General features: G+C 56.9%; 20 protein-coding genes and 2 tRNA genes. 5 read left to right on the forward strand and 17 right to left on the reverse strand.

Annotated elements, in window-relative coordinates:
- The first annotated feature begins 33 nt into the window (after window positions 1-33).
- Window positions 34-1137, forward strand: a complete 1104-nt coding sequence (locus ACGHP1_RS14485; protein ID WP_390509749.1) for a putative ABC transporter permease — start codon at window positions 34-36, stop codon at window positions 1135-1137.
- A 200-nt stretch (window positions 1138-1337) separates the two neighbouring features.
- Window positions 1338-3638 (forward strand): EAL domain-containing protein, encoded by a 2301-nt coding sequence (locus tag ACGHP1_RS14490; protein WP_390509750.1) that lies wholly within the window; start codon window positions 1338-1340, stop codon window positions 3636-3638.
- Window positions 3639-3747: 109 nt separating this feature from the next.
- On the opposite strand, the gene ACGHP1_RS14495 is transcribed toward ACGHP1_RS14490, so the two are convergent.
- The gene (locus tag ACGHP1_RS14495) at window positions 3748-4668 is read right to left on the reverse strand and encodes a sugar phosphate nucleotidyltransferase (protein WP_097774179.1); all 921 of its coding nucleotides are present in this window, start codon (window positions 4666-4668) and stop codon (window positions 3748-3750) included.
- A gap of 296 nt (window positions 4669-4964) precedes the next feature.
- Here ACGHP1_RS14495 and ACGHP1_RS14500 point away from each other — a divergent pair, with 296 nt between their 5' ends.
- The gene (locus tag ACGHP1_RS14500) at window positions 4965-5486 is read left to right on the forward strand and encodes a hypothetical protein (RefSeq protein WP_005938352.1); all 522 of its coding nucleotides are present in this window, start codon (window positions 4965-4967) and stop codon (window positions 5484-5486) included.
- Window positions 5487-5621: 135 nt separating this feature from the next.
- On the opposite strand, the gene thrS is transcribed toward ACGHP1_RS14500, so the two are convergent.
- The 12 genes from thrS to ACGHP1_RS14560 form a co-directional block, all read right to left on the reverse strand.
- A complete protein-coding gene (thrS, locus tag ACGHP1_RS14505) occupies window positions 5622-7406 on the reverse strand; it encodes a threonine--tRNA ligase (protein WP_005938348.1) in 1785 nt (594 codons plus the stop codon).
- A 365-nt stretch (window positions 7407-7771) separates the two neighbouring features.
- The gene (locus ACGHP1_RS14510) at window positions 7772-9031 is read right to left on the reverse strand and encodes a chloride channel protein (protein ID WP_097774181.1); all 1260 of its coding nucleotides are present in this window, start codon (window positions 9029-9031) and stop codon (window positions 7772-7774) included.
- A 199-nt stretch (window positions 9032-9230) separates the two neighbouring features.
- On the reverse strand, window positions 9231-10976 hold the full coding sequence (locus tag ACGHP1_RS14515) for an ammonium transporter (RefSeq protein WP_390509751.1): 1746 nt from the start codon (window positions 10974-10976) through the stop codon (window positions 9231-9233).
- 321 nt (window positions 10977-11297) lie between these two features.
- Entirely contained in the window at window positions 11298-11705 is a 408-nt protein-coding gene (locus ACGHP1_RS14520) for a DUF1622 domain-containing protein (protein ID WP_097774183.1), read from the reverse strand.
- 12 nt (window positions 11706-11717) lie between these two features.
- Window positions 11718-12353 (reverse strand): RpiB/LacA/LacB family sugar-phosphate isomerase, encoded by a 636-nt coding sequence (locus ACGHP1_RS14525; RefSeq protein WP_005938339.1) that lies wholly within the window; start codon window positions 12351-12353, stop codon window positions 11718-11720.
- 45 nt (window positions 12354-12398) lie between these two features.
- Window positions 12399-12743, reverse strand: coding sequence for a cupin domain-containing protein (locus ACGHP1_RS14530; RefSeq protein WP_005938337.1), 345 nt, complete (start codon window positions 12741-12743; stop codon window positions 12399-12401).
- Between the two features lie 103 nt (window positions 12744-12846).
- Entirely contained in the window at window positions 12847-13656 is an 810-nt protein-coding gene (locus ACGHP1_RS14535; protein WP_005938335.1) for a gluconate 5-dehydrogenase, read from the reverse strand.
- Window positions 13657-13975: 319 nt separating this feature from the next.
- Window positions 13976-14737, reverse strand: a complete 762-nt coding sequence (locus ACGHP1_RS14540) for an SDR family oxidoreductase (protein ID WP_097774184.1) — start codon at window positions 14735-14737, stop codon at window positions 13976-13978.
- 156 nt (window positions 14738-14893) lie between these two features.
- Window positions 14894-15955 carry a tryptophan--tRNA ligase gene (trpS, locus tag ACGHP1_RS14545; protein ID WP_097774200.1) on the reverse strand — a complete coding sequence of 354 codons (1062 nt, stop codon included), beginning with the start codon at window positions 15953-15955 and terminating at the stop codon, window positions 14894-14896.
- 306 nt (window positions 15956-16261) lie between these two features.
- Window positions 16262-16338 (reverse strand) — tRNA-Asn (locus ACGHP1_RS14550).
- Window positions 16339-16379: 41 nt separating this feature from the next.
- Window positions 16380-16454 (reverse strand) — tRNA-Glu (locus ACGHP1_RS14555).
- Window positions 16455-16542: 88 nt separating this feature from the next.
- Window positions 16543-17175, reverse strand: a complete 633-nt coding sequence (locus ACGHP1_RS14560; RefSeq protein ID WP_390509752.1) for a hypothetical protein — start codon at window positions 17173-17175, stop codon at window positions 16543-16545.
- A gap of 511 nt (window positions 17176-17686) precedes the next feature.
- On the opposite strand from ACGHP1_RS14560, the gene pckA reads away from it, so the two are divergent.
- Both pckA and ACGHP1_RS14570 read left to right on the forward strand, forming a co-directional pair.
- Window positions 17687-19291, forward strand: a complete 1605-nt coding sequence (gene pckA, locus ACGHP1_RS14565; protein WP_332375731.1) for a phosphoenolpyruvate carboxykinase (ATP) — start codon at window positions 17687-17689, stop codon at window positions 19289-19291.
- A 150-nt stretch (window positions 19292-19441) separates the two neighbouring features.
- Window positions 19442-20104, forward strand: coding sequence for a helix-turn-helix domain-containing protein (locus tag ACGHP1_RS14570; protein WP_390509754.1), 663 nt, complete (start codon window positions 19442-19444; stop codon window positions 20102-20104).
- A 135-nt stretch (window positions 20105-20239) separates the two neighbouring features.
- Here ACGHP1_RS14570 and ACGHP1_RS14575 read toward each other — a convergent pair whose 3' ends face one another.
- The 4 genes from ACGHP1_RS14575 to ACGHP1_RS14590 all read right to left on the reverse strand — a co-directional run bounded on the left by ACGHP1_RS14575 (window position 20240) and on the right by ACGHP1_RS14590 (window position 26194).
- Window positions 20240-21757: a sodium/proline symporter gene (locus ACGHP1_RS14575; RefSeq protein WP_005938212.1), complete on the reverse strand. Its 1518-nt coding sequence runs from the start codon at window positions 21755-21757 to the stop codon at window positions 20240-20242.
- A 279-nt stretch (window positions 21758-22036) separates the two neighbouring features.
- Window positions 22037-22768, reverse strand: a complete 732-nt coding sequence (locus ACGHP1_RS14580) for a GntR family transcriptional regulator (RefSeq protein ID WP_049935159.1) — start codon at window positions 22766-22768, stop codon at window positions 22037-22039.
- A 218-nt stretch (window positions 22769-22986) separates the two neighbouring features.
- Complete coding sequence (locus tag ACGHP1_RS14585) at window positions 22987-24933, reverse strand: hypothetical protein (protein WP_390556590.1); 1947 nt, start codon at window positions 24931-24933, stop codon at window positions 22987-22989.
- A 403-nt stretch (window positions 24934-25336) separates the two neighbouring features.
- Complete coding sequence (locus ACGHP1_RS14590; protein ID WP_390509756.1) at window positions 25337-26194, reverse strand: helix-turn-helix domain-containing protein; 858 nt, start codon at window positions 26192-26194, stop codon at window positions 25337-25339.
- Between the last annotated feature and the right edge of the window lie 183 nt (window positions 26195-26377).

Below are 26377 nucleotides of genomic sequence, written 5' to 3' on the forward strand. Positions count from 1 at the left end.
GCACAGCAGCATGATTCTCACAGGAGGTGTTTTATGCTCAACTTTCTCACGACCACCACAGTATGCGGCTTTTCGCTGTATCATGTGCTGGCCTTCTTCCTCATTTATTCCTGCACCGGCTGGTGTCTGGAGGTCATCTTTGCCGCCGCCACCACCGGTCAGCTGGTGAACCGCGGCTTTCTCAACGGCCCGGTGTGCCCCATTTACGGCTTCGGCATGGTCATCGTGCTGTTCGCCCTGACCCCTTTGCAGGGCAGCGTCCTGCTGCTGTACATCGGCGGTGTCATCCTGCCCAGTGCGCTGGAACTGGTAGGCGGCTGGGCACTGTATAAGCTCTATCACACCCGCTGGTGGGACTACAGCGACTTTCCCTTCAACATCGGCGGCTACATCTGTCTGGAATTCAGCCTGCTGTGGGGCGTGGGCACGCTGGTGGTCATGCGCATCGTCCACCCGGTCGTCGCCGGTCTTGTGGATATGGTCCCGCCCTTTGTGGGCTTTGTCGTTATGTGTGTGCTCTATGCAGTCTACGCGGCAGACGTAGTCGTTACGGCCTTTGCCGCCTCCGGTCTGGCCAAGACGCTGGATGCCATGGAGCAGCTGGCTGACAGTATCCATGCCGTCAGCGATGCCATGACCCAGCTGCTGGGCACTACCACCCTGAACGCCGACCAGAAGCTGGACGAGCAGCGCCTGCAGCTCAAGCTTGCTGCCGCCGAGGCCCGTGAAGCCGCACCGAAAAAGCGCGCCCTGCGTGAAACGCTGGCCGCCGTCCGTGCCAAGACCGAAGAGGCCCGCGAGGCCGCAAAGCGTGCTTCCGAGATCGCCAAGCTCAACACGGCCGAAGCCGCCAAGGCTGCACAGCTGGCCGCCAAGGGCACGATGGAGCGCGCCGCCGAGCTGCTGCGTCTGGAACAGCTGGCCGAGGAGCTGCAGGCCCGCAGCGATGAAATGCAGGCCCAGCTGCTGCGCACCCCCCGCATCGTTGGCCCGCGCCGCATGCTGCGCGCCTTCCCCGGCCTGAAGCATGGCGTAAAAAAGACCACCCTCAAGGCCCTGCGCCTTGGTCTTGCCCGCCGGGAAAGCCCCGAAGAAGAACCGAAGAAAAACGGCTCCGACACCCGCAAGGATGCCTGAGACTGCTGCCCAAAAGACCGCTGCACAGGAATGCAGCGGTCTTTTTATGCCCCGCCTTCCGGACCCGTCCGGCGTTCCGTTCTTTTTTGCCGCAATGTCGCAATGTTTTAAATATCTATTTTCAAAGGTTTAAAATCGTGCTATACTGTTTTCTAAAATGCCATATTTTGTCGAAAACATCCAACAGCGAGGGATTTATCATGTCCGAAGAACTGAAGTCGAATGAAAATGTCGGCGCACTGCAACCCGATGCACTTGCACAGATCGCATCGGTAGACCCCAGCCCGGCCGTAGGCGGTATGCACCCCTTTACTCCGGCCATGCTCAGCCGTCTCAAGAAGCAGCGTCAGCTGCTGAGCGAGCTGGAGCACGCCCTGAAAAATCACGAGTTCTGCTTCTTTCTGCAGCCCAAGTGCAATAGCATGACCCGCGCCATCGTGGGCATGGAAGCACTGGTGCGCTGGAACCACCCCACCCGCGGCTGCGTGCCCCCGTCTGAGTTCATGCCCCTGCTGGAAAGCACCGGCCTTGTGACCCAGCTGGATCAGTACATCTGGGAGTCTGTCTGCAAGACCCTGCACAAGTGGCAGGAGAGCGGCAGCAATCTTGTGCCTGTATCTGTGAACGTTTCTGTGGTGGATATCGTCAATCTGGACGTACCGCAGATCTTCTCCAACCTTGTGGAAAAGTATCAGCTGGAGCCTAAGCTCCTGCTGGCCGAGATCACCGAGACCATGCTGGCCGAAAACGCTTCTCTGGTGGAAAACACCATCCAGGGCCTGCACCGCAAAGGTTTCTCTGTGATGATGGACGACTTTGGCAGCGGCTATTCTTCGCTGAATATGCTCAAGGACACCAACGTGGATGCCATCAAGCTGGACATGAAGCTCATCGACATGAACCAGCAAAACCGCAGCAAGGGCGTGCAGATCGTGGAATCGGTGGTGGATATGGCCCACCGCCTGAATCTGCCCATCATCGCCGAAGGCGTGGAAACGCCGGAGCAGGTCTCCATGCTGCAGGCCGCCGACTGCCTGTATACGCAGGGCTATTATTTCTACAAGCCCATGCCGGTGGAGAATGCTGAGGCCCTGCTGGCCCAGCCCAACAGCGAGGATTACTGGGATATGCGCCGCGACCTGCTGCGCCGTGACCGCCGGTTCCCCGTCTCTGACAGTGAGCAGACCGCACTGGCACTGCAGGCCTACCAGATCTTTGCGGATAATGTGCTGGAGCTTTCCCTGCTGAATCTTTCCACCGGCGAATACCGGGTCATCAAGCGGGATCCACGCCTGCCCGGTGCCGGTTCGGACACCGAGGAGGACTTTGCCGCTTACTGTGAGCGCATGGTGACGAACAAGGTGATTCACCCGGACGACGCGGAGATGTTCACCGACCAGACCGATCTGGAGACCCTGCGCTCCGCTGTATTCAGCACCCAGCAGCCGGAGGCCTACCGCTTCCGCAAAAACGTGTCCGGCCAGTTCGTGTGGATCACCATGGAATTTCTGCCCTGCCGCAACTGCTGCGCCCAGAACCCATGGGCCACCGTGGTGGTGCGTGAGGATGCACAGGCCGACCATCTCAGCGAGGAGCTGGACTTCTCCTACAGCCACGACACCCTGACTGGCCTGCTGAACCGCAGCCTCTTCGAGACCGATCTGCGGACGCTGCAGTCCAGCGAATACGACTCCATGGTGTGCACCTACATCGATGTGGTGGGCCTGCACGAGATCAACAACCATCTGGGCCACCGCAGCGGCGATGCCATGCTCTGCTTCATTGCCAATGCGGCCCGCAAGTTCTTTGTTTCCAGCCGCATCTACCGCATCGGCGGTGACGAATTCGTGATCTTCACCCCGAACCAGCCGCCCTACAGCGTGTGGGTGGCTGTGGACAAGATGCGTGCTTTCCTGCGCGCGAAGGAATATGAGATCTCGGTGGGCATCCAGAGCACCAACGACCTGCACCGGCTGGACGATGCCATGAATCAGGCCGAAGCTGCCATGCGGCAGGACAAGCAGGCCTATTATGCCCGCAACGGCCAGGAGCGCCAGCTGCGGGGCCTGAACGAGAAGCTGGAGCAGACCCTGACCGAAAAGCGGGATGCCGAGCATTTCCTGCGGGTCCTTGCCCCCAAGTACAAGAGCGTGTTCGTTGTGGATCTGAAGACCGACCGTATGCGCGGCGTGATCGTCCCGGACTATTTCCAGAAAATTCTGAACACCTCCGGCGGCTCTTTCCTCGCCGTTCTGCAGCAGTACCGTGATACGCAGGTGCAGCCCGCCTACCGCGAGAGTCTGGCGGACCTGCTGGACTACAACTATATCCGCAGCAAGGTCCTGACCGGCGACATCGTGGAGCACACCTATAAAAAGACCGACGACACCACCTTCCGCGTCAAGGTGACACCCTACTCCAGGAGTGGCTCTCATATCGATGAAACGCTCTGGATCTTCTCGGATGAAGGGGCATCCCTTACCCCTCCCCAGACAAAATAAGTGATTAAACGTTAAAAAAATCGGAAACGACTGTGGTCGTTTCCGATTTTTGTTTTTACAGAAAAGTTGTGCCGGGTGCCCAGAGCCAAGCGGAGGGCATTTTAAATGGTCAGGCCCACAGATTTTCCGGGTACTGGCCCTCTGCCGTTTTGCGGGCGATGGCTTCCACCACCAGCGGCTTATCCTCACGGTAGGTAACGCCGTACCATTTATCCGTGCTGCGCAGCACCTGAATTTTTGCCTTGCCCTCTTCGATCAGTTCCGTGACCACCAGCGGCAGGAAATACTCACACTTGAGCGGGTTTTTAGGCAGATTTTCGGTCAGCCAGCCCGCAAAGCGCTGCTCGGCTTCGTCCAGAAAGCTTTTGCCAAAGCCCCACAGGTTCATGCTCACCGGGGTATCGCCAGGCAGGTCGGTCCAGCTTGCGCCGCCGTCCTCGGTGAAGTGTACGCCGTTTTCGTACGTTTCAATGCGGGTGCGTTCGGTCACACTGTGCAGAGTGCCGTCGGGTTCGGTCACGCATACGCCGCGGGCCACGCTGCCATTCTCGGAGACAGTGTTCCGGAGCAGATAGCTTACCATGCAGTAGTCGTAATAGCTGCCGTCCTCGTGGGTGGACAGGTAATCATACATCACCCGGAAGGCCTCCGGGCCGTAATAATCATCGGCATTGATGACTGCAAACGGGCCGTCGATGAGGTCCTTTGCCGCCAGAACGGCGTGGCAGGTGCCCCAGGGCTTGACACGGCCCTCCGGCACGGCAAAGCCTGCGGGCAGCTCATCCAGCTGCTGGAAGGCGTATTTCACGTTCATGGCCTTGGATACACGCTCGCCGATGGCTGCCTTGAAAGCATCCTCGATCTCATGCTTGATAACAAAGATCACCGTCTCAAAGCCTGCGCGGCGGGCATCGTAAAGGGAATAATCCACGATCACCTGACCGTTCGGCCCCACCGGGTCGATTTGCTTCATGCCGCCGTAGCGGCTGCCCATGCCAGCCGCCATGACCACCAGTACCGGTTTGTTCATATAAGGTTCCTCCCGTATCTGAGCCGCAGCCGCGGCAGAATATTTATTGTCTCATTATACTCCATTTTGGACAGAAAAACAATTTGAAATGGCTCCGCCTCGCTCTGCCATTTTTCAATCGTCCCTTCGTTCCGCAAGTTAAAATTTCCAAAATATGCAATTTATTCTTGTAAAAGTATTGTTTTTGCCATGTGAATATTGTATAATGGCGGCATCAATGCAGGTTTTACCTGTCAAAAAGCGTCCTTTAGTGAAAGCAAAGCTTTCCAATACGATCAAGAAAGAGGTATTTTATCATGAATGAAGCCGTTACCAAGCGCTTTCTGCTGTATTTCCGCCTGATGCTGCTGGTGTGGATCCTGATCGCCAATGCCATCATCCATGTGACCGGTCTGGAGTACAGCTGGCTGATCTTTCTGAGCAATATCATGATGTTCACGCTGGAAGGCGATGTGAAGGATCGCTTCGTCACCGTCGAGCTGGGTGGTCTTGTGGGTCTGATCCTCACTGTGATTGCTCTGCTTTCCATCACGGCCCTGACCCCGGTGCTGGGCGGCTTCTTCGGCTTCCTCATCCCGCTGGCCGTGGTTCTGTTCATCCTCATCATCCTGCACCCCTACGCACCCAAGGTGCTGAACAACGTGGGCTTTGCCTACCTGACTGTGGCCTGCATCGACACCACCGCTCTGGCCACCCACCTGCCCCAGTTCTTCATCACCTTCATCGTGGGTTCCGTTCTCTTCAACGGCGTGTGCGTGCTGCTGATGAAGCCCGCCAAGGCTCTGGCCGTCAAGAGCGTCCAGAAGGAAAATGCCTGATTTCCTTTTTATAAAGCATCCAACGCCAAAGGCCGCTGTTTCCATTTGAGCAGCGGCCTTTGGCGTTTCGCTGCAGCAAAAAAGCGCCGCTCTCCCCTGCCGGGAAAGCGGCGCTTTGTGTTTTGCAGTGTCTGCTTACAGGCTGCGGTTGCGGATCTCGGCAGTCACCTTTGCGATGAATGCATCCAGCTCCATCGTGGTGGTCTCGCCCTTGCGGTCACGCACCGAGATGTTGCCTGCCTCGGCTTCCTTGGCACCCAGAACCAGCATATAAGGCACACGGTCCACCTGCTGTGCCTCGCGGATCTTGTAGCCGATCTTCTGGTTGTCGTCGTCCAGCACAACACGGACACCGGCTTCCACCAGCTTTTCGGTCACGCCCTCGGCGTAGTCCAGCGTCTTTTCGGAGACGGGCAGCACCTTGACCTGCGTGGGAGCCAGCCAGGTGGGGAACTTGCCCTTGGTCTCTTCGATCAGGTAAGCCATGAAGCGGTCCAGAGAGCCCAGGATGGCGCGGTGCAGCACCACGGGGGTCTTTTCGGTGCCGTCCTTGTCCACGTAGGTCAGGTGGAACTTTGCGGGCAGGCAGAAGTCCAGCTGGCAGGTGGACAGAGTGTACTCGGCACCCACGGCGGGCTTGACGTTCACGTCCAGCTTGGGGCCGTAGAAGGCAGCCTCGCCGATCTCCTCGGTGAAGTGGATGCCCAGCTCGGTCAGCACTTCGCGCAGGGCCTGCTCTGCATGGTTCCACATGGCATCATCGTCGTGGTACTTCTTCTTATCGGCAGGATCACGCAGGCTCAGCACGCAGCGGTAATCGGTAATGTTGAAGTCCTTGTACACCTCAAAGATCAGGTCGCACACGTTTGCGACCTCGCTCTTGATCTGCTCCGGGGTGCAGAACAGGTGAGCATCGTTCTGGCAGAAGTGACGGCCACGCTCGATGCCCTTCAGGGTGCCGGAGGACTCGTAACGGAAATCGTGGGCGATCTCACCGATGCGCATGGGCAGGTCACGGTAAGAATGGGGACGATTTGCGTAGATCATCATGTGGTGGGGGCAGTTCATCGGGCGCAGAACATAGCTCTCGCCCTCCATCTCCATGGCGGGGAACATGTTCTCGCGGTAGTGATCCCAGTGACCGGAGGTCTTATACAGGTTCACAGTGCCAATGCAGGGAGTCATAACGTGCAGGTAGCCGCGTGCACGCTCCTTCTCCTTGATATAGTTCTCCAGCTCCTGCCAGACGGTGTAGCCTGCGGGCAGGAACATGGGCAGGCCGCGGCCAACCAGATCGTCGGTCATGAACAGGCCCATTTCCTTGCCGATCTTGCGGTGATCGCGCTCACGGGCCTCCTGCTGCTCCTTCTCCCATGCATCCAGCTCTTCCTGATTGCGGAAGGCCACGCCATTGATGCGGGTGAGCATCTTGTTTTCCTTGTCGTTCTTCCAGTATGCGCCGGACTGCTGGGTGATCTTGAAGGCCTTCAGCGCCTTGGTGTAGGTCAGGTGGGGTCCGATGCACATATCCACGTACTCGCCCTGCTGGAAGAAGCTGAACTCGGTCTCATCGGCCAGATCCGCCATGTGCTCGATCTTGTAGTTCTCCTTGCGCTCTTCCATCAGCTTCACGGCCTCGGCGCGGGGCAGGATGAAAGGCTTGATGGGCAGGTTCTCCTTGACGATCTTGCGCATCTCTTTTTCGATGTTTGCCAGATCCTCGTCGCTGAGCTTCTGGTCGCCCAGATCGACGTCGTAGTAGAAGCCGTTCTCGGTAGCGGGGCCGAAGGCGAAATCAGCCTGCGGATACAGGCGCTTGATGGCCTGCGCCATGATGTGGGCTGCGGTGTGGCGGATAACGTGCAGTTCCTGGTCCTGCGGGCACTCGTCCACATGGCCGTCCTTATAGATGATCTTCATAATGTTTGCTCCTTTGACAGATAAAGTAAAACAAAAAAGCGCTTCATCCCGCACACTTACTTACGGGATGAAGCGCCTGAAAAAATCAGAAACGTTCCACGGTTCCACCCGAATTGCACGCCTCTGCGTGCCACTCGCTGTGCTGTAACGGGCGCACCCGGCAGAGGTTCTCCTCTGCGCTCTGCGGTGGTAGAGCTCCGGCACATGACAGGCTGCTTGCAGCGCCCTTGCGGGGCAGCCATCTCTGGGTCATGGAGAAACGGGAACTCAGTTTGTCCGCATCATCGCTTTTACAGGATGAAACTACGCTGATTGTAGCACGTCCCGCCGAAAAAATCAAGAGACGCAGCCATGAAATTTTTTCTTCATTTTTCTTCCTTCGGCTGCAGGAATTCCGAAAAAAGCTTGCTGGTGCGGAACCCCTGACTGGAATACAGGCTGTGATAGCCGGAGAACATATAGCTCAGGCCGCAGGCCAGCGCCATCAGCTCAAACCCGGCCCCGCTGAACAGCTCAGCCGCCAGTACAATGGAAGCCACCAGCGTATTGGTCGCCCCGCAGAACACGCACACCAGACCCACTGCAGCAGAAAAGCCCGCCGGGAGCCCCAGCAGCGGCCCCACCACGCAGCCAAACGTTGCGCCGATGTAAAAGCTCGGCACCACTTCGCCGCCCTTGAAGCCCACGCTCAGGGTCAGCACCGTAAGCACCATTTTGCACACAAAGTCCCACGGCAGAGCCTGCTCCAGCTCAACGGCATCCATAATGACATCCATGCCGGCACCGTTATAGCGGCCCACCCCCATCAGGTAGGACAGTGCCACCACAGCCGCACCGCCTGCAGCAGCCCGCACCCACGGATTCGGCAGCAGTTTGGGGATCTCATGCTCAAAAAAGTGCAGCATCTGGCAGAAAATCACCGCCACCACCGCACAGCACATGGCCAGCACGGCGGTGCGCACCACCGTCCGGGCATCCAGCGGCGGCGCTTCCATCACAAACCGTGTGGGCGCAATGCCGGCCTTCAGCGAGATGCTGTATGCAATAAGCGCCGCCAGAAAGCCCGGCACGAAGGCCACGGTCAGCATCAGGCCCACATCCACCACCATCATCGCAAACAGGGTCGCGGTCAGCGGCGTACCGAACAGCGCCGAAAAAAATGCCGCCATGCCGCACACGGTAGCCGTGCGGCAGTCATGATTGTTGAAGTGCAGCACCCGGCCGATATTCCAGCCGATGCTGCCGCCCATCTGCAGCGCTGCGCCCTCGCGGCCGGCCGAGCCGCCGCACAGATGGGTGAGCACAGTGCCCAGAAAGATGGCCGGGACCAGCCACGGCGTCACCGAGCTGCCGTCCTGCACGGCCCGCAGCACATCGTTGGTGCCCTTGCCGACACAGCCCGTCGCCTTATACAGAGCCGTGATGGCGATGCCCGCCGCAGGCAGAAGCCATAGCAGCCAGACATGCTCCGTGCGCTGCTCGGTCACCCATTCCACTGCCAGATGGAACAGCGTTCCGATGCCGCCGCACAGCACGCCGGTGCACACAGCCAGAAGCGTCCACCGGAACAGTGCCAGCAGCGAGACCCGGATCGCTTCCTTATAATGCAGGAACCATTCCTTCATTGTTGTATCCCTCTCTATCTTGCAGTCTGATTTTGATGCGGGCAAAAACATAACACGTTTTTCTGTGAAAGTCAACCAAAGAATGGCAAAGGATATTATACAACTTTTACATACCCGGTAAAACAAATGCCAAAGGCCCCGCTTCTTTGTGCGCAGAAGCAGGGCCTTTGATCTGGTTGCTATTAGAGATTTTGGAGCTTTACTCCACATCCTGCAGGGCGGCAAAGTCCTCTTCGCCGGTGCGGATCTTAACCACGCGGGTCACGTTGTACACAAAGATCTTGCCGTCGCCGATATGGCCGGTGTACAGTGCCTTCTTGGCGGCCTCCACCACAGCGTCCACGCTGATCTTGGAGACGATCACCTCCACCTTGATCTTGGGCAGCAGGGTGGTATCCACAGGCACGCCGCGGTACTTTTCGGAAGTGCCCTTCTGGATGCCGCAGCCCATCACCTGCGTGACGGTCATGCCGGTAACGCCCAGATCGTTGAGGGCAGTCTTGAGCTGATCGAACTTGGAAAGCTTTGCAATGATGGACACCTTGTGCATACCGGTGTCGTACACGCCATCGTGGATCACGGGCGAAGGCTCGCGCACCACAGGAACGGCAGCGCTGATCTGCTTGTCGGTGGCCTTGGTCACATCGTCCTCGCCGAGGTCGGTGTTCTCGTTGGGCACCATGGCAGCAGAGTTTGCATCGGAGATGGAGAAACCAGCGTAAGCGGATGCCAGACCATGCTCGTGGATATCCAGACCGTCGATCTCCACCTCTGCGGGAACGCGCAGGCCGATGAACTTATCGATGAGCTTGAAGATAATGAACATCACAACGACAACGTAGATGTCAACGGTCACGAGGCCCAGCAGCTGGGTGCCCAGCTGTGCCAGACCGCCGCCGTAGAAGAGACCTGCGTGCTCAGTGTTGGCACCGGTGGAGAACAGGCCCACCGCAATGGTGCCCCACACGCCGTTTGCAAAGTGGACAGAAACTGCACCAACAGGGTCATCCACCTTGGCGATGTTATCGAAAAACTCAACGCTCAGAACAACGAGGAAGCCGGCCACAAAGCCGATGAAGAATGCGCCGAAGGGAGAAACGGTATCGCAGCCTGCAGTGATCGCCACCAGACCGGCCAGAGAACCGTTCATGGTCATGGAAACATCGGGCTTGCCGTAGCGCAGCCAGGTAAAAATCATGGTCACACAGGTGGCAACGGCTGCAGCAAGGTTGGTATTGAAGCAGACCAGACCGGTCATGGTCATGGCCTCGTCGGTGGCAAGGCTCAGAGAAGAACCGCCGTTGAAGCCGAACCAGCAGAACCACAGGATGAACACGCCCAGAGCACCGGCGGTCAGGTTGTGGCCGGGAATGGCGTGAGGCTTGCCGTTCTTGTCGTACTTGCCGATGCGGGGACCCAGCATCCATGCGCCCAGCAGAGCGATGACACCGCCCACATTGTGGACTGCTGCAGAGCCTGCAAAGTCATGGAAGCCCATGCTCTGCAGCCAGCCGCCGCCCCACATCCAGTGGCCGCAGATGGGGTAGACCACCAGCGAGATCGCAGCAGAATAAACGCAGTAAGCCTTGAAGTTGGTGCGCTCGGCCATGGAGCCGGAAACGATGGTGGCGGCCGTTGCGCAGAACACGGTCTGGAACACGATGTAGACCCACAGCGGGATATCCAGACCCAGATGGCTGTAATCGCCCTGAATGAACGGGTCGAAGCCGCCGATCAGTGCGCCGGTGCCGCCGAACATCAGGCCAAAGCCGATGATCCAGTAGCACGGGGTGCCGATGCAGAAGTCCATCATATTCTTCATCAGAATATTACCGGTGTTCTTGGCACGGGTGAAACCGGCTTCGCACAAGGCGAAGCCCGCCTGCATAAAGTAGACGAGGAACGCTCCCACGAGCGTCCAACAGGTGTTGACGGAGCTGAACATAACTTTCCATACCTCCCACGAATGTGATGCCGCAAGGCCACCAGAACCTTTTGGCGTGTGCGGTGTTCCCCGTGCCGATCGCACGCAGGAACGCTTCATTTGCACTCAGGAGACCCTCTATCTTCCCCCGAGCGGCAATATCCCCGAAAACACAAAAGGCGCTGGCGGAATCAATTCCGTCAGCGCCTTTGCTTTCGATGGCAAGAGTATAGTCCCTTTGTGCAAAAGTGTCAAGGGCTCATGTCAAGGTTTTACGTTTTTCACAACGCAAAGAAAGTTATCACGGCAAAAGTTTGGCAAAACTCTGTTTTCAGCTGCGCACTAGTCATTCTTTTCCGCTTCTGTGTCGTTTTCTGCTTTTTTGCGGCCGGAGCGGTGTCCGCCCTGCATTTCCCAGTGCAGCATCAGGCTCATCATGGCGCGCAGCGCAAAGGTGGCAGCCAGCGGCACCACCGACTCCAGATTCTGCAAAAGGAAGGTCTTTGCGATCTCCGCCGACATCAGAAATTCCAGCGCCGTGGTCAGGCCGCTGCTCATCTCGTGGTGGAAATCATGGTGGTCATGGAAGAAGGTCGCCCGCACATAGTGGTAGGTGGCCTTGATAAGACTGGTGACGATGATAAACAGACCGATCACTTCGGCAAGGCCCGCGATCATAGGCACTGCGGTCTCCAGAAAGCCTTCCAGTCCATGGGTAATGCCTGCGTTCAGATGATAAAGCCAGCCCATAGCAGCATCCTCTTACAGCAGGGTCTTGACGTATGCTGCCAGCTCCTCGTCCTTGCAGGAGGCGAAGAACAGCTCGCTGAACTTTGCACCGGCCACAGCGCCCTTCAGCAGGTCCTGATCGATGCTCTTCAGGCACTCGATCAGCGGCTTGAAGGTAGCGGCACGCACGCCGTCCAGGATCTTCTTGTTGCGCTGCTCAGGCTCCACGCGCTCCTTGGGGTAGCCCTGACCGTGGCCGAAGCCGAACAGTTTCTCGAAGCAGTACTCAAGGTTCAGCTCACCGCCCCAGCCGAAGCCCTTGGCAAACGGCATGGCAACGGCGTTGCCGTCGTTCACGTGGGCAAAGGTGTAGGCATCCACAGGGTCCTCCACATGGCCGCAGATCACGCCGGGGAAGCTGTTCAGGGCCAGCATGGCACCCTCGCCGGTGCCGCAGCCGGTGATGACATAATCGGCTGCGCCGCTGTTCAGCAGGATGGCAGCCAGAATGCCGCACTGCACATAGGTCAGCTGGGCAGCATCGTCGGCAGCGTACATGCCGTAGTTGACCACCTCGTGGCCCATGGGTTCCACTACCTTTTTCAGGGCAGTTTCAATGATGCCGTTCTTGGCGGCCTGACTGTTCTCGTTGATGAGTGCAATCTTCATAGTAGTTTCTTCTCCTTTTATGATCTTCTCCTGCAGGTGCAGGTGTTATACAAAGTCCTCGCGCATGGGGGTAAAGAAGTCCAGCATCACGCCGCCTTCCAGACACACACAGCCGTGCATCACGCCGTCCTGCTTGAGCAGGGTGTCGCCGGGGCCCACCTCGCGGGTCTCGTCGCCGATGGTAAAGCGGTAGCGGCCGGAGACGATGTAGGTGACCTGCGTGTGCGGGTGGCAGTGCATGGCACCCACACCGCCGGTCTCAAAGGTATTTTCCACACACATAGCATCCTTGCTGTAGGCCAGAATGCGGCGCTTTACGCCCTTGCCGCACACCTCCGGCTCGATCTCGGCATGGGGCACCCATACTGCGTCTTTATGCTGTTTTTCCATTATAACACAACATCCTTTCCCATACAAACACAAAAAGCGGCAGCCAGCAGGCAAAGCCTGCCCGGCTGCCGCCGTGCTCAGTCCTTTGGGATATCCCCAACCATTACTGGGGCTGCTTGCCGATGTAAGCCAGAATGCCGCCATCGACGTACAGGATCAGGCCATTGACAAAGTCAGAAGCCTCAGATGCCAGGAAGACAGCAGGTCCGCCCAGATCCTCTGCCTCGCCCCAGCGGCCTGCGGGGGTCTTGGCAACGATGAACTGGTCGAAGGGATGACGGCTGCCGTCGGGCTGGATCTCGCGCAGAGGTGCGGTCTGCGGGGTAGCGATGTAGCCGGGTCCAATGCCGTTGCACTGGATGTTGTATGCGCCGTACTCAGAAGCGATGTTCTTGGTGAGCATCTTCAGGCCGCCCTTGGCTGCAGCGTAGGCGGAGACGGTCTCACGGCCCAGCTCGCTCATCATGGAGCAGATGTTGATGATCTTGCCGCCGCCCTGTGCGATCATGTCGGGGATGATGGCCTTTGCCACGATGAAGGGAGCGTTCAGGTCAACATCGATGACCTGACGGAACTGAGCAGCGCTCATCTCGGTCATGGGGATGCGCTTGATGATACCGGCGTTGTTGACCAGAATGTTGATGTGGCCAACTTCCTCGGTGATCTTTGCCACCATGGCGTTGACGGCATCCTCATCGGTCACGTCGCAGACGTAGCCGTGAGCCTTGATGCCTGCTTCTGTGTAAGCAGCGATGCCCTTATCCACCAGCTCCTGCTTGATGTCGTTGAACACGATGGTTGCACCGTTGGCTGCCATTGCCTTTGCAATCGCCATGCCGATGCCATAAGATGCGCCGGTGATCAGCGCGACCTTGCCGGTCAGATCAAAAGATTTGGGAGTGCACTGTGCCATAATAGAGTCCTCCAATCAAATTGTTCCTTTGCGGGGAAGCCCCGTTTTTGCTCTGCAGGACGCTCAAAAAGCCGAACTCTCGATTTCAGCATCCTTCTTGTATACAGGGTAACATTCTTTTTGGGCTCTGTCAAGGCATTTTCTTCTGCATTTTTGCTGTATTTTTAATTTTCCGGGAAATTTTTTCGTGAAAAGTCGTGCAAAGCTGCAAAAAACCGGTTTTTTCTTGTATACACGGTTTCAGCCATTAGCGGTGCGCACAATTTCGGCAGAAAAATTTGGGCTTGTTGACAAGAGCCATATTGAGCCATCCAGAATATCATCCCAGCTTCTTTTTCTGCTGCCGTGCCACAATGGGCATCAGCAGGGAGGCAGGCAGCAGCTTCTGCGCCGTGGTGCATGCCCGCATAAAGGCCGAGGGCACGATGATGGTCCTGCGGTGCATCATGCCGTGCATGGCTTCCTGTACGCAGAACTCCGGCGTGATGCCCTTGAGGGCAAACACCACCCCCGCCCGGTCGTTGAACTCGGTATCCACCGGCCCCGGGCAGAGCGCACACACGTAGACCGGGCTGTGCAGCTCCTGCAGCTCCCGGGCAACGCCCCGGGTCAGGCTGACCACATAGGCCTTGCTGGCATAGTAGCCCGCCATATAGGGCCCGCCGGGCAGCAGCCCCGCCGAGGATGCCACGTTCAGGATGGTGCCGCCGCCTGCCGCGTGCATCCTGCGCACCGCAAAGCGGAACAGCCGCGCCATGGCTTCCACATTCACCCGGATCATTTCCTCTTCCCGGGCGTCGTCGGTCTCCAGATAGCTGCCGCACACGCCAAAGCCCGCGTTGTTGATAAAGATATCAATGGTCTCCCCCTCCAGCTCCTTGAAAAGGCGCTGGCAGTCCTCTTCCTTTGCAAGATCGGCAGGCAGGATGCGGCAGGGCGTGCCCAGTTTTGCGGCCAGCGCTTCCAGCCGGTCGGTGCGGCGGGCGGTCAGGATGAGCCGGCAGCCCAGCTTTGCATAGCGGCGTGCAAACTCCTGCCCGATGCCGGAGCTTGCGCCAGTGATCCAGATGGTCTTTTGCATGGTGATTTTCCTTTTTTCTCTCGCCCCCAGAGCGGGGGCTTTCTGTACTTATTGCCCCTATTTTAACACAGTTTGACCGCATTTTCTATGCAGTTTTCGTAAACTATAAAAAGAGTGTCCGGAACACCTGCGGCATCCCGGACACTCTCATAGATCTTATTTCAGCAGGTTGTCATTCTCGAAGTAATCGATCCGCATGGACTTGCGCACCTCGGCCAGCGTAGCAGCGGCAGTCTTTTCGGCATAAGCGCTGCCCTCTTTCAGGATCTCCACCACCTCGGGCAGGCGCTGTTCCCACTCCTTGCGGCGGGTGCGGATGGGCCCCAGTTCGGCCTGCATGACGCTGTTCAGGAACTTTTTCACCTTCACGTCGCCCAGACCGCCGCGCTGGTAGTGCGCCTTTACCTCGTCGAGATTCTGGTATTCCGGCCAGAACTCGGCAAAGTGCTCCGGGCGGCAGAAGGCATCCAGATAAATGAACACCGGGTTGCCCTCCACCTTGCCGGGGTCCTGCACCCGCAGGTGGTTGGGGTCGGTGTACATGGACATGACCTTCTTTTTGATGTCCTCCGGTTCCTCGGACAGGTAGATGCAGTTGCCAAGGCTCTTGCTCATCTTGGCCTTGCCGTCGGTGCCGGGCAGGCGCAGGCAGGCGGCGTTCTGGGGCAGCACGATCTCCGGCTCGGTCAGGGTATCGCCGTAAACAGCGTTGAATTTGCGCACGATCTCGCAGCACTGCTCGATCATGGGCTTCTGGTCCTCACCGGCAGGCACGGTGGTGGCGTGGAAGGCGGTGATGTCCGCAGCCTGACTGATGGGGTAGCAGAAGAAGCCCACCGGGATGCTGGTCTCAAAGTTGCGCATATGGATCTCGCTCTTGACGGTGGGGTTGCGCTGCAGGCGGCTCACGGTGACGAGGTTCATATAGTAGAAGCTCAGCTCAGTCAATTCCGGCACCATGGACTGGATGAAAATATGGGTCTTGGCGGGGTCGATGCCGCAGGCCAGATAATCCAGCGCCACCTGCAGGATGTTCTGGCGCACCTTTTCCGGGTTGTCGGCGTTATCGGTCAGGGCCTGTGCATCGGCGATCATAACGTAGATCTCATCGTACTCGCCGGAGTTCTGCAGGCGCACCCGCTCCTTCAGGGAACCGACATAGTGGCCCACATGCAGGCGGCCGGTGGGACGGTCGCCGGTCAGAATGATTTTTTTCATGATGTTCTCCTTTATTTTGCCGGAAGGCGGCTCGCCCTCTCCGTCTTTGCTCCGCAAATCCACCTCTCCCAAAGGGAGAGGCCTTGGCATAACGGTATACTTCGTGTAGACTGCCAAAGGCTCCCACTTTGGGGGAGCTGGCGCGAATGCGCCTGAGAGGGCGAGGATGCTGCCCTTAAAAGCATCCGCCCACCAACAAATTTTCAATTCTAAAACATGCTTTAAGTATATCCCGCCTCGCATTTTCTGTCAACAAAAGCGGCCGGAGAAAAAGAAAAAAGCGATGGAAAACTTCCATCGCTTTGCTGGCGCCTCTTGCCTGACTCGAACAGGCGACACCCTGATTAACAGTCAGGTGCTCTAACCGACTGAGCTAAAGAGGCATCTATATAAAACGGCACATGACCGTTTTACTACTATAAAATGGTGACCCGTACCGGAATCGAACCGATGTTAAAGGCGTGAGAGGCCTCTGTCTTAACCGCTTGACCAACGGGCCATACGTCCATTTTGCATCGGGTGTTCGCTCCCGACTTGGCTATTTTAGCATAGCACGCCTGCTTTGTCAACACAAAAATTCAATTTTTTCAAAAAATCTTCCACACTCGGGCCGCGCCGGTGTGGAACAGGCCCAGCGCCAGCCCCAGATATACGCCGATCACCGTATCGTTCTGGTCAAATTCCATCTGCTGGCGCTGCGGCAGGCCGGCCAGTGTACCCTTGTATACGCACCGCAGCTCTTCCAGCCGGGTGTAGTCGTTCGGGTGCATCAGGGTGCTGTGCTTGGGCAGCTCCATGGCACCGCTCTTTTCCAGCACCTCGCTGACGAACTGGGAGCAGAAATAGTGCCGGCGGCGCTTCCAGCGGATATGCATCCCGCAGAGCGCAAGACCGATAACGTTGAACTGGTAAAGGCTGCCGTGGGCCATCATGTGCTCGGCACGGCGGCGGGCACGGGTGTAGGCTTCATCGCTCACATTCAGCGCATACAGTGCGCAGGGCACGTTCTCCCGCAGACGGAACACACCCCGGTTCAGGTATTCCCTGCTGGGCCCTGCCGGGAACATGGTATAGCCGTTTTTGCGGGTAGAGCTGTACAGGCAGCTCAGGTCTTCGTCAAAAGCCAGCGAAGCGTGGGTATAATTTGCACCGGTAACAGCGTAAACAAGGTTTGAAAGCAGGGTACCCGACCGGGTGAGCAGGATGTAGATGGTCTTCATGATCTTTTTCCTTTTTATATGTAGCACACCGAAAAAGCGGGGCTGTCCTTTTGTCAGATACAGTATACCACAGGCAAAGCTTCTTTGTCATAAAAATCGTCAAAATCTCGTAAATTTTGCACAAATCGGGCTGTGGATCCTGTTCCGCTCTTCCCTGCCGCGCCGTTTTGCGGGAAGGGCCGTTTTTGTGCTCGGTTTTTCATGCATCCCAGCTTGTTAAAATTTTACCAAAAAATTGTTTTCCCGCCGTTCCACCTTATTTTTTCAGGTTTCGCCCCCTGCTTTTGTTTCCTGAAATTGTTTCAGGCAGTTAAATTTCTTAATGAAATTTGTTTCTTTTCTGCAAATAGCACGATTCGTTTATTGATTTCGGGATACTTTTATGTATAATGGTATACAGGAGAATTTGCATTTACAAACTGCAAGCCTTCTGCGCAGCGCCCGGCCCGCCGGGAGACGCTGTGCCCTATACAGGACGTATGGATCAAACGAAAGTAGAGGTATAGCGAATATGGCAAAGTTGGATCTTACCAAGTATGGCATTACCGGCACGACTGAGATCGTGTACAACCCCTCCTACGAGCAGCTGTTCGAGGAAGAGACCAAGCCCGGTCTGGAAGGCTACGAAAAGGGCCAGGTCAGCGAGCTGGGTGCTGTGAACGTTATGACCGGCATCTACACCGGCCGTTCTCCCAAGGACAAGTTCATCGTTATGGACGAGAACTCCAAGGACACCGTGTGGTGGACTTCCGACGAGTACAAGAACGACAACCACCCCGCTTCTCAGGAAGCATGGGCTGCTGTGAAGGCTATTGCTCAGAAGGAGCTGTCCAACAAGCGCCTGTACGTGGTGGATGCATTCTGCGGTGCCAACAAGGATACCCGCATGGCCATCCGCTTTGTCATGGAAGTTGCATGGCAGGCACACTTCGTCACCAACATGTTCATCAAGCCCACCGCTGAGGAGCTGGAGAACTTTGAGCCCGATTTCGTTGTCTACAACGCATCTAAGGCCAAGGTTGAGAACTACAAGGAGCTGGGCCTGAACTCTGAGACTGCTGTTGTGTTCAACATCACCAGCAAGGAGCAGGTCATCGTGAACACCTGGTACGGCGGCGAGATGAAGAAGGGCATGTTCTCCATGATGAACTACTTCCTGCCGCTGAAGGGCATGGCTTCCATGCACTGCTCTGCCAACACCGACCTGAACGGTAAGAACACCGCCATCTTCTTCGGTCTGTCCGGCACCGGCAAGACCACCCTGTCCACCGATCCCAAGCGTCTGCTGATCGGCGATGACGAGCACGGCTGGGACGACAACGGCGTGTTCAACTTCGAGGGCGGCTGCTACGCAAAGGTCATCAACCTGGATAAGGACTCCGAGCCCGATATCTACAACGCCATCAAGCGCAACGCTCTGCTGGAGAACGTCACTCTGGATGCTGAGGGCCACATCGATTTCGCTGATAAGAGCGTTACCGAGAACACCCGTGTGTCCTACCCCATCAACCACATCAAGAACATCGTCCGCCCCATTTCTTCTGCACCCGCTGCAAAGAATGTCATCTTCCTGTCTGCTGACGCATTCGGCGTTCTGCCCCCGGTCTCCATCCTGAGCCCCGAGCAGACCCAGTACTACTTCCTGTCCGGCTTCACTGCAAAGCTGGCAGGCACCGAGCGCGGCATCACCGAGCCCACCCCCACCTTCTCCGCATGCTTCGGCCAGGCCTTCCTGGAGCTGCACCCCACCAAGTATGCTGAGGAGCTGGTCAAGAAGATGCAGAAGAGCGGCGCTAAGGCTTATCTGGTCAACACCGGCTGGAACGGCACCGGCAAGCGCATCTCCATCAAGGATACCCGCGGCATCATCGACGCCATCCTGAACGGCGACATCAACAATGTGCCCACCAAGAAGATCCCCTACTTCGACTTCGAGGTTCCCACCGTGCTGAACGGCGTGGACACCGGCATTCTGGATCCTCGCGACACCTATGCTGACGCTTCCCAGTGGGAAGAGAAGGCCAAGGATCTGGCAAGCCGCTTCATCAAGAACTTCAAGAAGTACGAGGGCAACGAGCACGGCAAGGCTCTGGTCTCTGCCGGCCCCCAGCTGTAAGCTGATCTCCGCCTGATACTGAAGCGATAAAAAAGGACGTGTTCCCGCAAGGGAGCACGTCCTTTTTGTTCTGCAGACTGGCAGGTAAACGCTCCGTCGGTTGTGTTTTCCACATTTCTGTGTTATCCTGTGGAAAAGGATGTGAGCAGAATGGATGCAAAAGAATTTGGTGCATTCCTTGCACAAGTGCGCCGGGAGCGGAACATGACGCAGGCCGAACTGGCTCAGCAGCTTCACGTTACGGATAAAGCTGTCAGCCGCTGGGAACGCGGCATCGGGCTGCCAGACATCAACACGCTGGAGCCGCTGGCCGATGTGCTGGGCCTGACCCTCGCTGACCTGATGCACTGTCATGACTCCCGTCAAAAAGATGACACTCCTCCCGTTCCTCTGGAAGATTTTTTCACCATGCTGCGCCGCCAGCACACTGTAGACTGGCATTCTGTGCGTACTGCTCTTCTTGCATTAAGCATTGCACTTGCCCTGTGGGGAATTTTTGCCTGTCCAGGCAGATTAGCTGTGCACTGGCGGACTCTCAGCGATGGTTCGCTTCAGGCCGACGGCTGGATGTCCTCCCTGGTCATTTTTCCATTGTTTGCCGGATTTGAATTTCTATCTCTTGAGCTCTGGAACAATTTTGAGCAAACCGGTTACTACCGGCGCTGGGGTGAGGTGAATCTTTTTATCATTCACGCCATGTCTTTCGGCACGCCGCTTACCCGTCTGATGCGGCTCGTGCTGGATCTTCTGTTCTTTTTCTGTTTTGGATTTCTGCTTCCATGCTGCGAAGCATGGATGATCCTTTTGAATTAAATGCCGCTTTCCTCTGCGACCTCATCCGTGAAAAAGCAAAAGAGCAAAGCCCGCCGGCTTTGCTCTTTTGCATAAGGATCAATCATTTTTCCGCTGCTATGCCCAGAGCACAGCGGAGGGCATTTTAAATCGTTTTTACTTGGCAGCGTCGAACTCTGCCTCGATCTCTGCCGAGGGTGCCGGGGTGACAAGGCTCACCACAACACAGACCACCAGAGAGATCAGGAAGGCAGGCAGCAGCTCGTAGATGCCAAACACGCCGCCCAGCGGGCTGATGATGTACTTCCATACAAAGACCATCAGGCCGCCGGAGAGCATACCGGCCAGTGCGCCCTGCCAGTTGCAGCGCTTCCAGAACAGGGAGCACAGCACCACTGCGCCAAAGGAGCCGCCAAAACCGGCCCATGCAAAGCTGACGATGCCGAACACGCTGGAGTTGGGGTCGCGGGCTAGCACCACGCCCACCACACTGATGCAGATGATGGTCAGGCGGGCAGCGAACAGGCTCTGCTTCTCGGTCAGCTTCATGTGGCCGAACTCCTGCAGGATGTTCTGGGATACGCTGGAGGCCGCTGCCAGCATCTGGCTGTCGGCGGTGGACATGGTAGCGGCAAGGATGCCGGCAAGGATCAGACCTGCCAGAATGGCTGCCAGCACGCCGTGCTGAGCGATCAGGCTGGCCACGCGCACGATCAGGGTCTCGCTGGAAGAGCCGCTCAGGAACTCCAGCGCGCCCGCCTTGGTCATGCCCAGACCCACCATGCCGATGACGATGGAAGCGGTCATGGCAATGACCACCCACACGCTTGCAATGCGGCGGCTGAGCACCAGCTTCTTTTCGTCCTCAATGGCCATGAAGCGCAGCAGGATGTGGGGCATGCCGAAGTAGCCCAGACCCCATGCCAGCGTGGACGCGATGTCCAGCAGACTGTAGGAGGTAGCGGTGTTGTCTGCCGCATTGTGGCTTGCAGCCATGGTCAGGTAGCCGGGCAGGCTGCGGGCGTTGTCCAGAACCACGTCCCAGCCGCCTGCCACGCTGACACCATACACCAGCACTGCGATCAGCGCCATGCTCATGACAACGGACTGGATCAGGTCGGTGGTAGACACCGCGCGGAAGCCGCCCATGATGGTGTAGCCCACAATGACCACAGCGGACAGGATCATAGCCGCCATGTAATCCACGCCAAACAGGCTGTTGAACAGCTTGCCGCAGGCGGCAAAGCCGGAAGCGGTGTACGGGATGAAGAACACGATGATAATGACCGCGCCCAGCGCGTTGAGCAGGTTGCGCTGGTCATGGAACCGCAGGGAAAGGAACTGCGGCACCGTGATGGCATCCAGATTGGCCGAGTAGCGGCGCAGGCGGCGGGCCACGATGAGCCAGTTGAGCCATGTGCCCACAGCAAGGCCGATGGCCGTCCAGCCCGGCGACGCGATGCCGGTGAGATATGCAAGGCCCGGCATACCCATCAGCAGCCAGCTGGACATATCGCTGGCTTCGGCGCTCATAGCCGTGACCAGCGGGCCCATCGTGCGGCCGCCGAGGTAGAAATCGCTGCTGTCCTCGTTGGATTTGCTGTAGACAAAGCCAACCAGCAGCATTCCCACCAGATAGATCACAATGGTGGCAATGATGCAGATATTGATCATTTGATTACCCCTCTCTTTCTTCCCCTCAACGGGAACATATCTTAAATATTACCACAAAAACCTGCATTCCTGCAAGCTTTTCGGGCAATTCAAGAGCACAAACTGCTGTTTTTCCGGGTTTTGAACAGAAAAAGCAGCATTTCTGGTGCAAAATCCATCAGAAACACTGCCGTCGTAAATTGATATCCGCAGCCCGGCGTAAAGCCGTATCCGTATTGAACCAAAAAAGCACCCCCTGCCATGGCCTTGTAAGGGTCAGCAGCGGGTGCTCTTTTTGGTTTATGTCTGTACAAAGAAATCCGGGAACCGTTCCAATATCTTCTGGAAATTCTCGCGGTACATGCCAAGGTGATGCTCAAACAGGGCTTCTACGTCCACGTCCAGCGGCAGGCCGTCCCGCAGATAGCCAAAGATCTGCTCGTGCTCTTTCTGCACCGAGGCAATATTTCCCCGGCAAAGGGCCGAGTCCAGATACCGCACACGGTCCATATGGGAAGTAACGTTGTGCATAGCCTCCCAGATGCGGTCGTAGCCGGAATCGTGGTACAAAAGCCTGTGGAAGTCGTTATCCAGCGAGATGAAGAAGTCATCTGCTGCATCCTGATCCAGATAAAGGTCTTCGTTCTGCCGGTTCAGCAGTTCCTGAAATTCGTTCAGCTGTTCCCTTGTCAGCTTTCCGGCCAGCCCGCGCAGCAGCGCCGGTTCCAGAATGCGGCGCATGGCAAAGCCTTCGTTCAGGTATGGAACGCTGATCTTGGACACAATGCTGCCGCGCTGCGGCAGAACATCCACAAGCCACTCGCTTTTCAGCATCATCAGCGCTTCGTGTACCGGTGTGCGGCTCATGGCCAGCTGTTCGCACAGTTCGGCCTCGCTCAGCTGACAGCCCGGCTGCAGCTGCAAGGTCATAATATTTTTGCGCAGCATACGGTAGGCGTAAGCCCGGTTATTTTCGTCCATTCTGCGCACGTCCAGCAGCAGCGGCAATGCGCTGGCCTTTTCTTCTCTCATAGCAGTTCCCTTTTTTGCTTGCCGTAATTTTACCGCAGGGCGCACCGCCCCGCAGACATCTGAAATCATTCTTATTATAAAGCATCCCGCGGCACATGTCAAAAAGAAAAAGCACCAAGCATTGCTGCTTCGTGCTTTTTTGTGGTGCGCCTCGCGCACTCCTATCCGAACGGTCTTACAAACATCCCCTTTGTGTTTTCTTTCCGGAGGAAAATCGGTTACTTCTTCCGTTTGTTCGTCTGATACATCGCCCCGATCACCTGAAGCCGGTTCACCCGGACATCTGCGCCAAGGGTGGACTCCGTTTCCGGAGTGACCAATTCATTTTCTACCGCCCAGCACACGGCTTTCAGAACCTCTTCATCCTGTACGTCAGTGTATGTCTGCTGAGAGGCCGGTTCCGGCTTGCCTGCCATGTTCCACAGCACTACAGCCAGCTCCTGCCGGGTCTCAGGAACCGCAAAGCCTTCGGGCAGGTTATTTTGAATGTAGCTGTGCGCCAGCAGAATGCCGCCGCCCACAACAGCCGTGCCAACGGCCAACGCAGCGATCACAGCACCTGCGCCGCCGTCTTCAGAACCAGCACCGGGCTGTTCCGGGTCAGGCTCCGGATTATCCAAAATCGCATCGCCGCCGATCGTTCCGCCATTGTTCGTGATCATGCAACCCCTGAAATCGCCGGCCGTAACGGATGCGCCCTCTTGATTGACCAGTGTTCCGGTGAATTGAGTGACCGGCGTGCCGGTTGCCTTGATTGTTCCCTTGTTGGTCACTTCGCTGGTCACTGTGCCGCCATTTGCATTCAGGACGCCGTCATTTTCAATGGGGATGCTGAGGGTGCCGCCGGTGCTGCTGTCGATCAGCGTCAGGGTGCCATGATTGATGATCTTGAAATCGCTTTCCTCTGCAGAGAGCGTTTTGCCCGCCAGATCCACCGTGACTGTGACCCCCTTCGGGATCTCCAAGGAGTTTTCCATTACCGGTGGTAAATAGCTTGAAACCTTGAGGGTGATGCTTTCACCGGCTTCGCTCGGGATCTTTGCCGTCGGCCAGCTGCGGCCGAGCAGATAAACATACTCGTCCCACGTCGAGCCTGTAATTGTTCCTTTATAAGGGGAGCGATGCTCGATTCTGTGGATCTTGCATCCTGTAATTTCAGCTACCGCATATCCCGAATTTTCAACCGTACCGGTAAACTCGGCGCTACCCTGACCCGTGATCTTGCCCAGGTTCAACACAGTTCCGCCGACCTGAGTGTTTTTCACCGTCAGTGCGGCCCTGCTGCCAATATAGATATCATAACGTTCGCTGCCCTTGACAGAGCCTCCGCTCATCACAGCAGATCCGTTATCCACCCATACACCAAACCCACTGTTGTCTTCGATGGTGCCGCCGCTCATGCTGAATTCAGATGTACCGCCTATTGCAGCGATCGAGACACCATCCTGATTGCAGTTTTTGATCTCGCCAGAACCGCTCATGCTGAAGCTGGCTTTTCCGCTGGAGGCAAGCACTTTAACGCCTGCGCCCTCATGTGCTGTGCAATTTTCAATCGAGCCGCCGGACATCTCAAAGGAGCCGCTGGACACATATACGCCGCCGCCCGCGTTGGTCGCATTGCAAGTGGAAATCGTTCCGTCGGTCATCTTAAAGGAGCCGCCGGACACATATACACCGCCGCCGTCGGTTGCAGTAAAGCCGCGGATCGTGCCGCCGGTCAGCGTCAGTGCATTGTTGCTGTCACTGCTGCTCATCCAGATGGCACCGCCGTTGCCAGTCACGGTCCCGCTGCCCTGAATGACACCCGTGCTGCCGCTGTCCTCGATCGTCAGCGCGCCGTTCTGGATAAAGAACGCTCTGCTGTTTTCCGCTGCCGTAAGCGTATGGCCGTTCAGATCAATGGTCAAACGGTTTCCATTGTTAACTGTAACTGCCCCGGTCATCACAATGTTTTCCGTCAGCCGGACCTTGCACTCGTTGTTTGTATAGGTCAGCTGATCCAGCGAAGAGACCTCTGAATAGTCCTCACTGCTGTTTTGCCGGTCGATCTCCTGCCCGATCACAGTTTCAGGTTGCTGCCCCCCCCCCGACGCAAAAGCAGGGGCAGGCATGATGCTGACGGCCATACTGACCGCCAGAACCATGCTGATCAAACGTTTTTTCATTTGCAAAGTCCTCCTTGAAAGTAAAATTTTTCCTGTCTGTTACAGACAAATCATTGTTTTTATTCTAACGCTTTTGAACGGTCATTGCAATAGACTGCAGCGATCCAATGCAATATATTTTCACACAAGACCGGTTTCCCTGTTTTCTATTTTTGTACAATCTTGCTCTTGTGCATCGCAGCAGAATCGATTACAATAAAGTCTGACAAAGGCAGTGTGGCCCCGGCGGGCTGCACTGCCTTTTCTTTTTTATATCGAAAACCCGAATCTTCTGGCAACCAAGATCATCGTGCCGCATAAGCTCATCCCACGGGAGAGCTGCTGCCCGCCGCCGGAGATCTGATGTGCAAAAAACGAGGCCGTTCCCTCTCTTTTCCAGAGAGGCAGAACGGCCTCGTTTTGCTTATTTTTTCCGGTACTCCCGGGGTGTCATGCCGAAGTGCGCCTTGAACGCCCGGTTAAAATAGGAGAGGTTCTCAAACCCGCACCGGGAAGCGATGGTCAGAACCGTCTCATCCGTGGCCTGCAGCGCTTCGGCGGCGGCGTTGAGCCGGTACTCGTTCAGAAAGGCCACAAAGCTCTGCCCGGTCATCTGCCGGAACCACCGCATGAAGTGGCTGGCACTGAAGGAGCAGACCCCGGCGGCATCGGAGACCCGGAGTTCCTCGGTATAATGGGCCGAGAGCCATTGCAGGAGCGTTTTCAGCCGCTGGGTGTCGGCTGTCTCGGCGGCAAGCCGCTGCCGGCCCTGTGCAAGGAGCAGGGCAAGAAACCGCAGCAATGCCCCCTTGACCTGCAGCTCGTAGCCGGGGAGCTTGGCGCGGTTGGCATCCTCCACCTCCCGCAGGCAGGCGGCGGCCTGCAGATAGCACAAATCGTTCGGGGTCAGCCGCGCAGGCAGCGACAAGCGCCCGCTTTGCAGCGGAAGCAGATATTTCTCGGCACAAAGGTCCTCTGCGCCGCCCAGAAGCTCCAGCTCAAAAATGATATTTTCGTATTCCATGCACTGCCCCTCGGCCTGCCGCAGGGCATGGAGGGTGCCGGGCGTAAAAATAAAGATGTCCCCCATGCGGGCCGGGCAGCTCTCAGCGCCCACCTGCACCAGTCCTGTGCCCCGCTTGACAAAGACCAGCTCCATGCTCTCCTGCCAGTGGAGCGCCACCTGCGGAAAGTCCCCCGGAATGGTGCAGGGATACAGATTGAAGGGAAACCGCACGGCACCATGCTGCTTGGTCTCCTGCAAAGATGCCTGATTTTGCATTGTTTCACCTCCCGATGATAGGATTGTACCACAGTCTGCGCTTTTTAGGCAAGATTTTGATTGTTTTATGTGGTATATCTGGAAGTACAGATGTCAAACCTGTTTTCCGCAAGGTGTATTTGAAAACAAAGAAAATGACGAATATTTCGCAAGCACAAACGGGATCTAAGGCTGTTTCACGCA

This window comes from Faecalibacterium sp. i21-0019-B1, assembly GCF_042852915.1.
Taxonomy (GTDB): Bacteria; Bacillota; Clostridia; order Oscillospirales; family Ruminococcaceae; genus Faecalibacterium; species Faecalibacterium taiwanense.

Bases quoted from the DNA above. Each gene is read 5' to 3' on its own strand.
- trpS (WP_097774200.1), bottom strand. From the start codon at position 15,955: ATGAAAAAAATCATTCTGACCGGCGACCGTCCCACCGGCCGCCTGCAT.
- ACGHP1_RS14500 (WP_005938352.1), top strand. From the start codon at position 4,965: ATGAATGAAGCCGTTACCAAGCGCTTTCTGCTGTATTTCCGCCTGATG.
- ACGHP1_RS14585 (WP_390556590.1), bottom strand. From the start codon at position 24,933: ATGAAAAAACGTTTGATCAGCATGGTTCTGGCGGTCAGTATGGCCGTC.
- ACGHP1_RS14535 (WP_005938335.1), bottom strand. From the start codon at position 13,656: ATGGCACAGTGCACTCCCAAATCTTTTGATCTGACCGGCAAGGTCGCG.
- ACGHP1_RS14520 (WP_097774183.1), bottom strand. From the start codon at position 11,705: ATGGGCTGGCTTTATCATCTGAACGCAGGCATTACCCATGGACTGGAA.
- thrS (WP_005938348.1), bottom strand. From the start codon at position 7,406: ATGAAGATCATCTATAAGGACGGCCATGTGGACGAGTGCCCGCAGGAC.
- ACGHP1_RS14560 (WP_390509752.1), bottom strand. From the start codon at position 17,175: ATGAAGACCATCTACATCCTGCTCACCCGGTCGGGTACCCTGCTTTCA.
- pckA (WP_332375731.1), top strand. From the start codon at position 17,687: ATGGCAAAGTTGGATCTTACCAAGTATGGCATTACCGGCACGACTGAG.
- ACGHP1_RS14590 (WP_390509756.1), bottom strand. From the start codon at position 26,194: ATGCAAAATCAGGCATCTTTGCAGGAGACCAAGCAGCATGGTGCCGTG.
- ACGHP1_RS14580 (WP_049935159.1), bottom strand. From the start codon at position 22,768: ATGAGAGAAGAAAAGGCCAGCGCATTGCCGCTGCTGCTGGACGTGCGC.
- ACGHP1_RS14485 (WP_390509749.1), top strand. From the start codon at position 34: ATGCTCAACTTTCTCACGACCACCACAGTATGCGGCTTTTCGCTGTAT.
- ACGHP1_RS14540 (WP_097774184.1), bottom strand. From the start codon at position 14,737: ATGCAAAAGACCATCTGGATCACTGGCGCAAGCTCCGGCATCGGGCAG.
- ACGHP1_RS14570 (WP_390509754.1), top strand. From the start codon at position 19,442: ATGGATGCAAAAGAATTTGGTGCATTCCTTGCACAAGTGCGCCGGGAG.
- ACGHP1_RS14495 (WP_097774179.1), bottom strand. From the start codon at position 4,668: ATGAACAAACCGGTACTGGTGGTCATGGCGGCTGGCATGGGCAGCCGC.
- ACGHP1_RS14515 (WP_390509751.1), bottom strand. From the start codon at position 10,976: ATGTTCAGCTCCGTCAACACCTGTTGGACGCTCGTGGGAGCGTTCCTC.
- ACGHP1_RS14490 (WP_390509750.1), top strand. From the start codon at position 1,338: ATGTCCGAAGAACTGAAGTCGAATGAAAATGTCGGCGCACTGCAACCC.
- ACGHP1_RS14530 (WP_005938337.1), bottom strand. From the start codon at position 12,743: ATGGAAAAACAGCATAAAGACGCAGTATGGGTGCCCCATGCCGAGATC.
- ACGHP1_RS14575 (WP_005938212.1), bottom strand. From the start codon at position 21,757: ATGATCAATATCTGCATCATTGCCACCATTGTGATCTATCTGGTGGGA.
- ACGHP1_RS14510 (WP_097774181.1), bottom strand. From the start codon at position 9,031: ATGAAGGAATGGTTCCTGCATTATAAGGAAGCGATCCGGGTCTCGCTG.
- ACGHP1_RS14525 (WP_005938339.1), bottom strand. From the start codon at position 12,353: ATGAAGATTGCACTCATCAACGAGAACAGTCAGGCCGCCAAGAACGGC.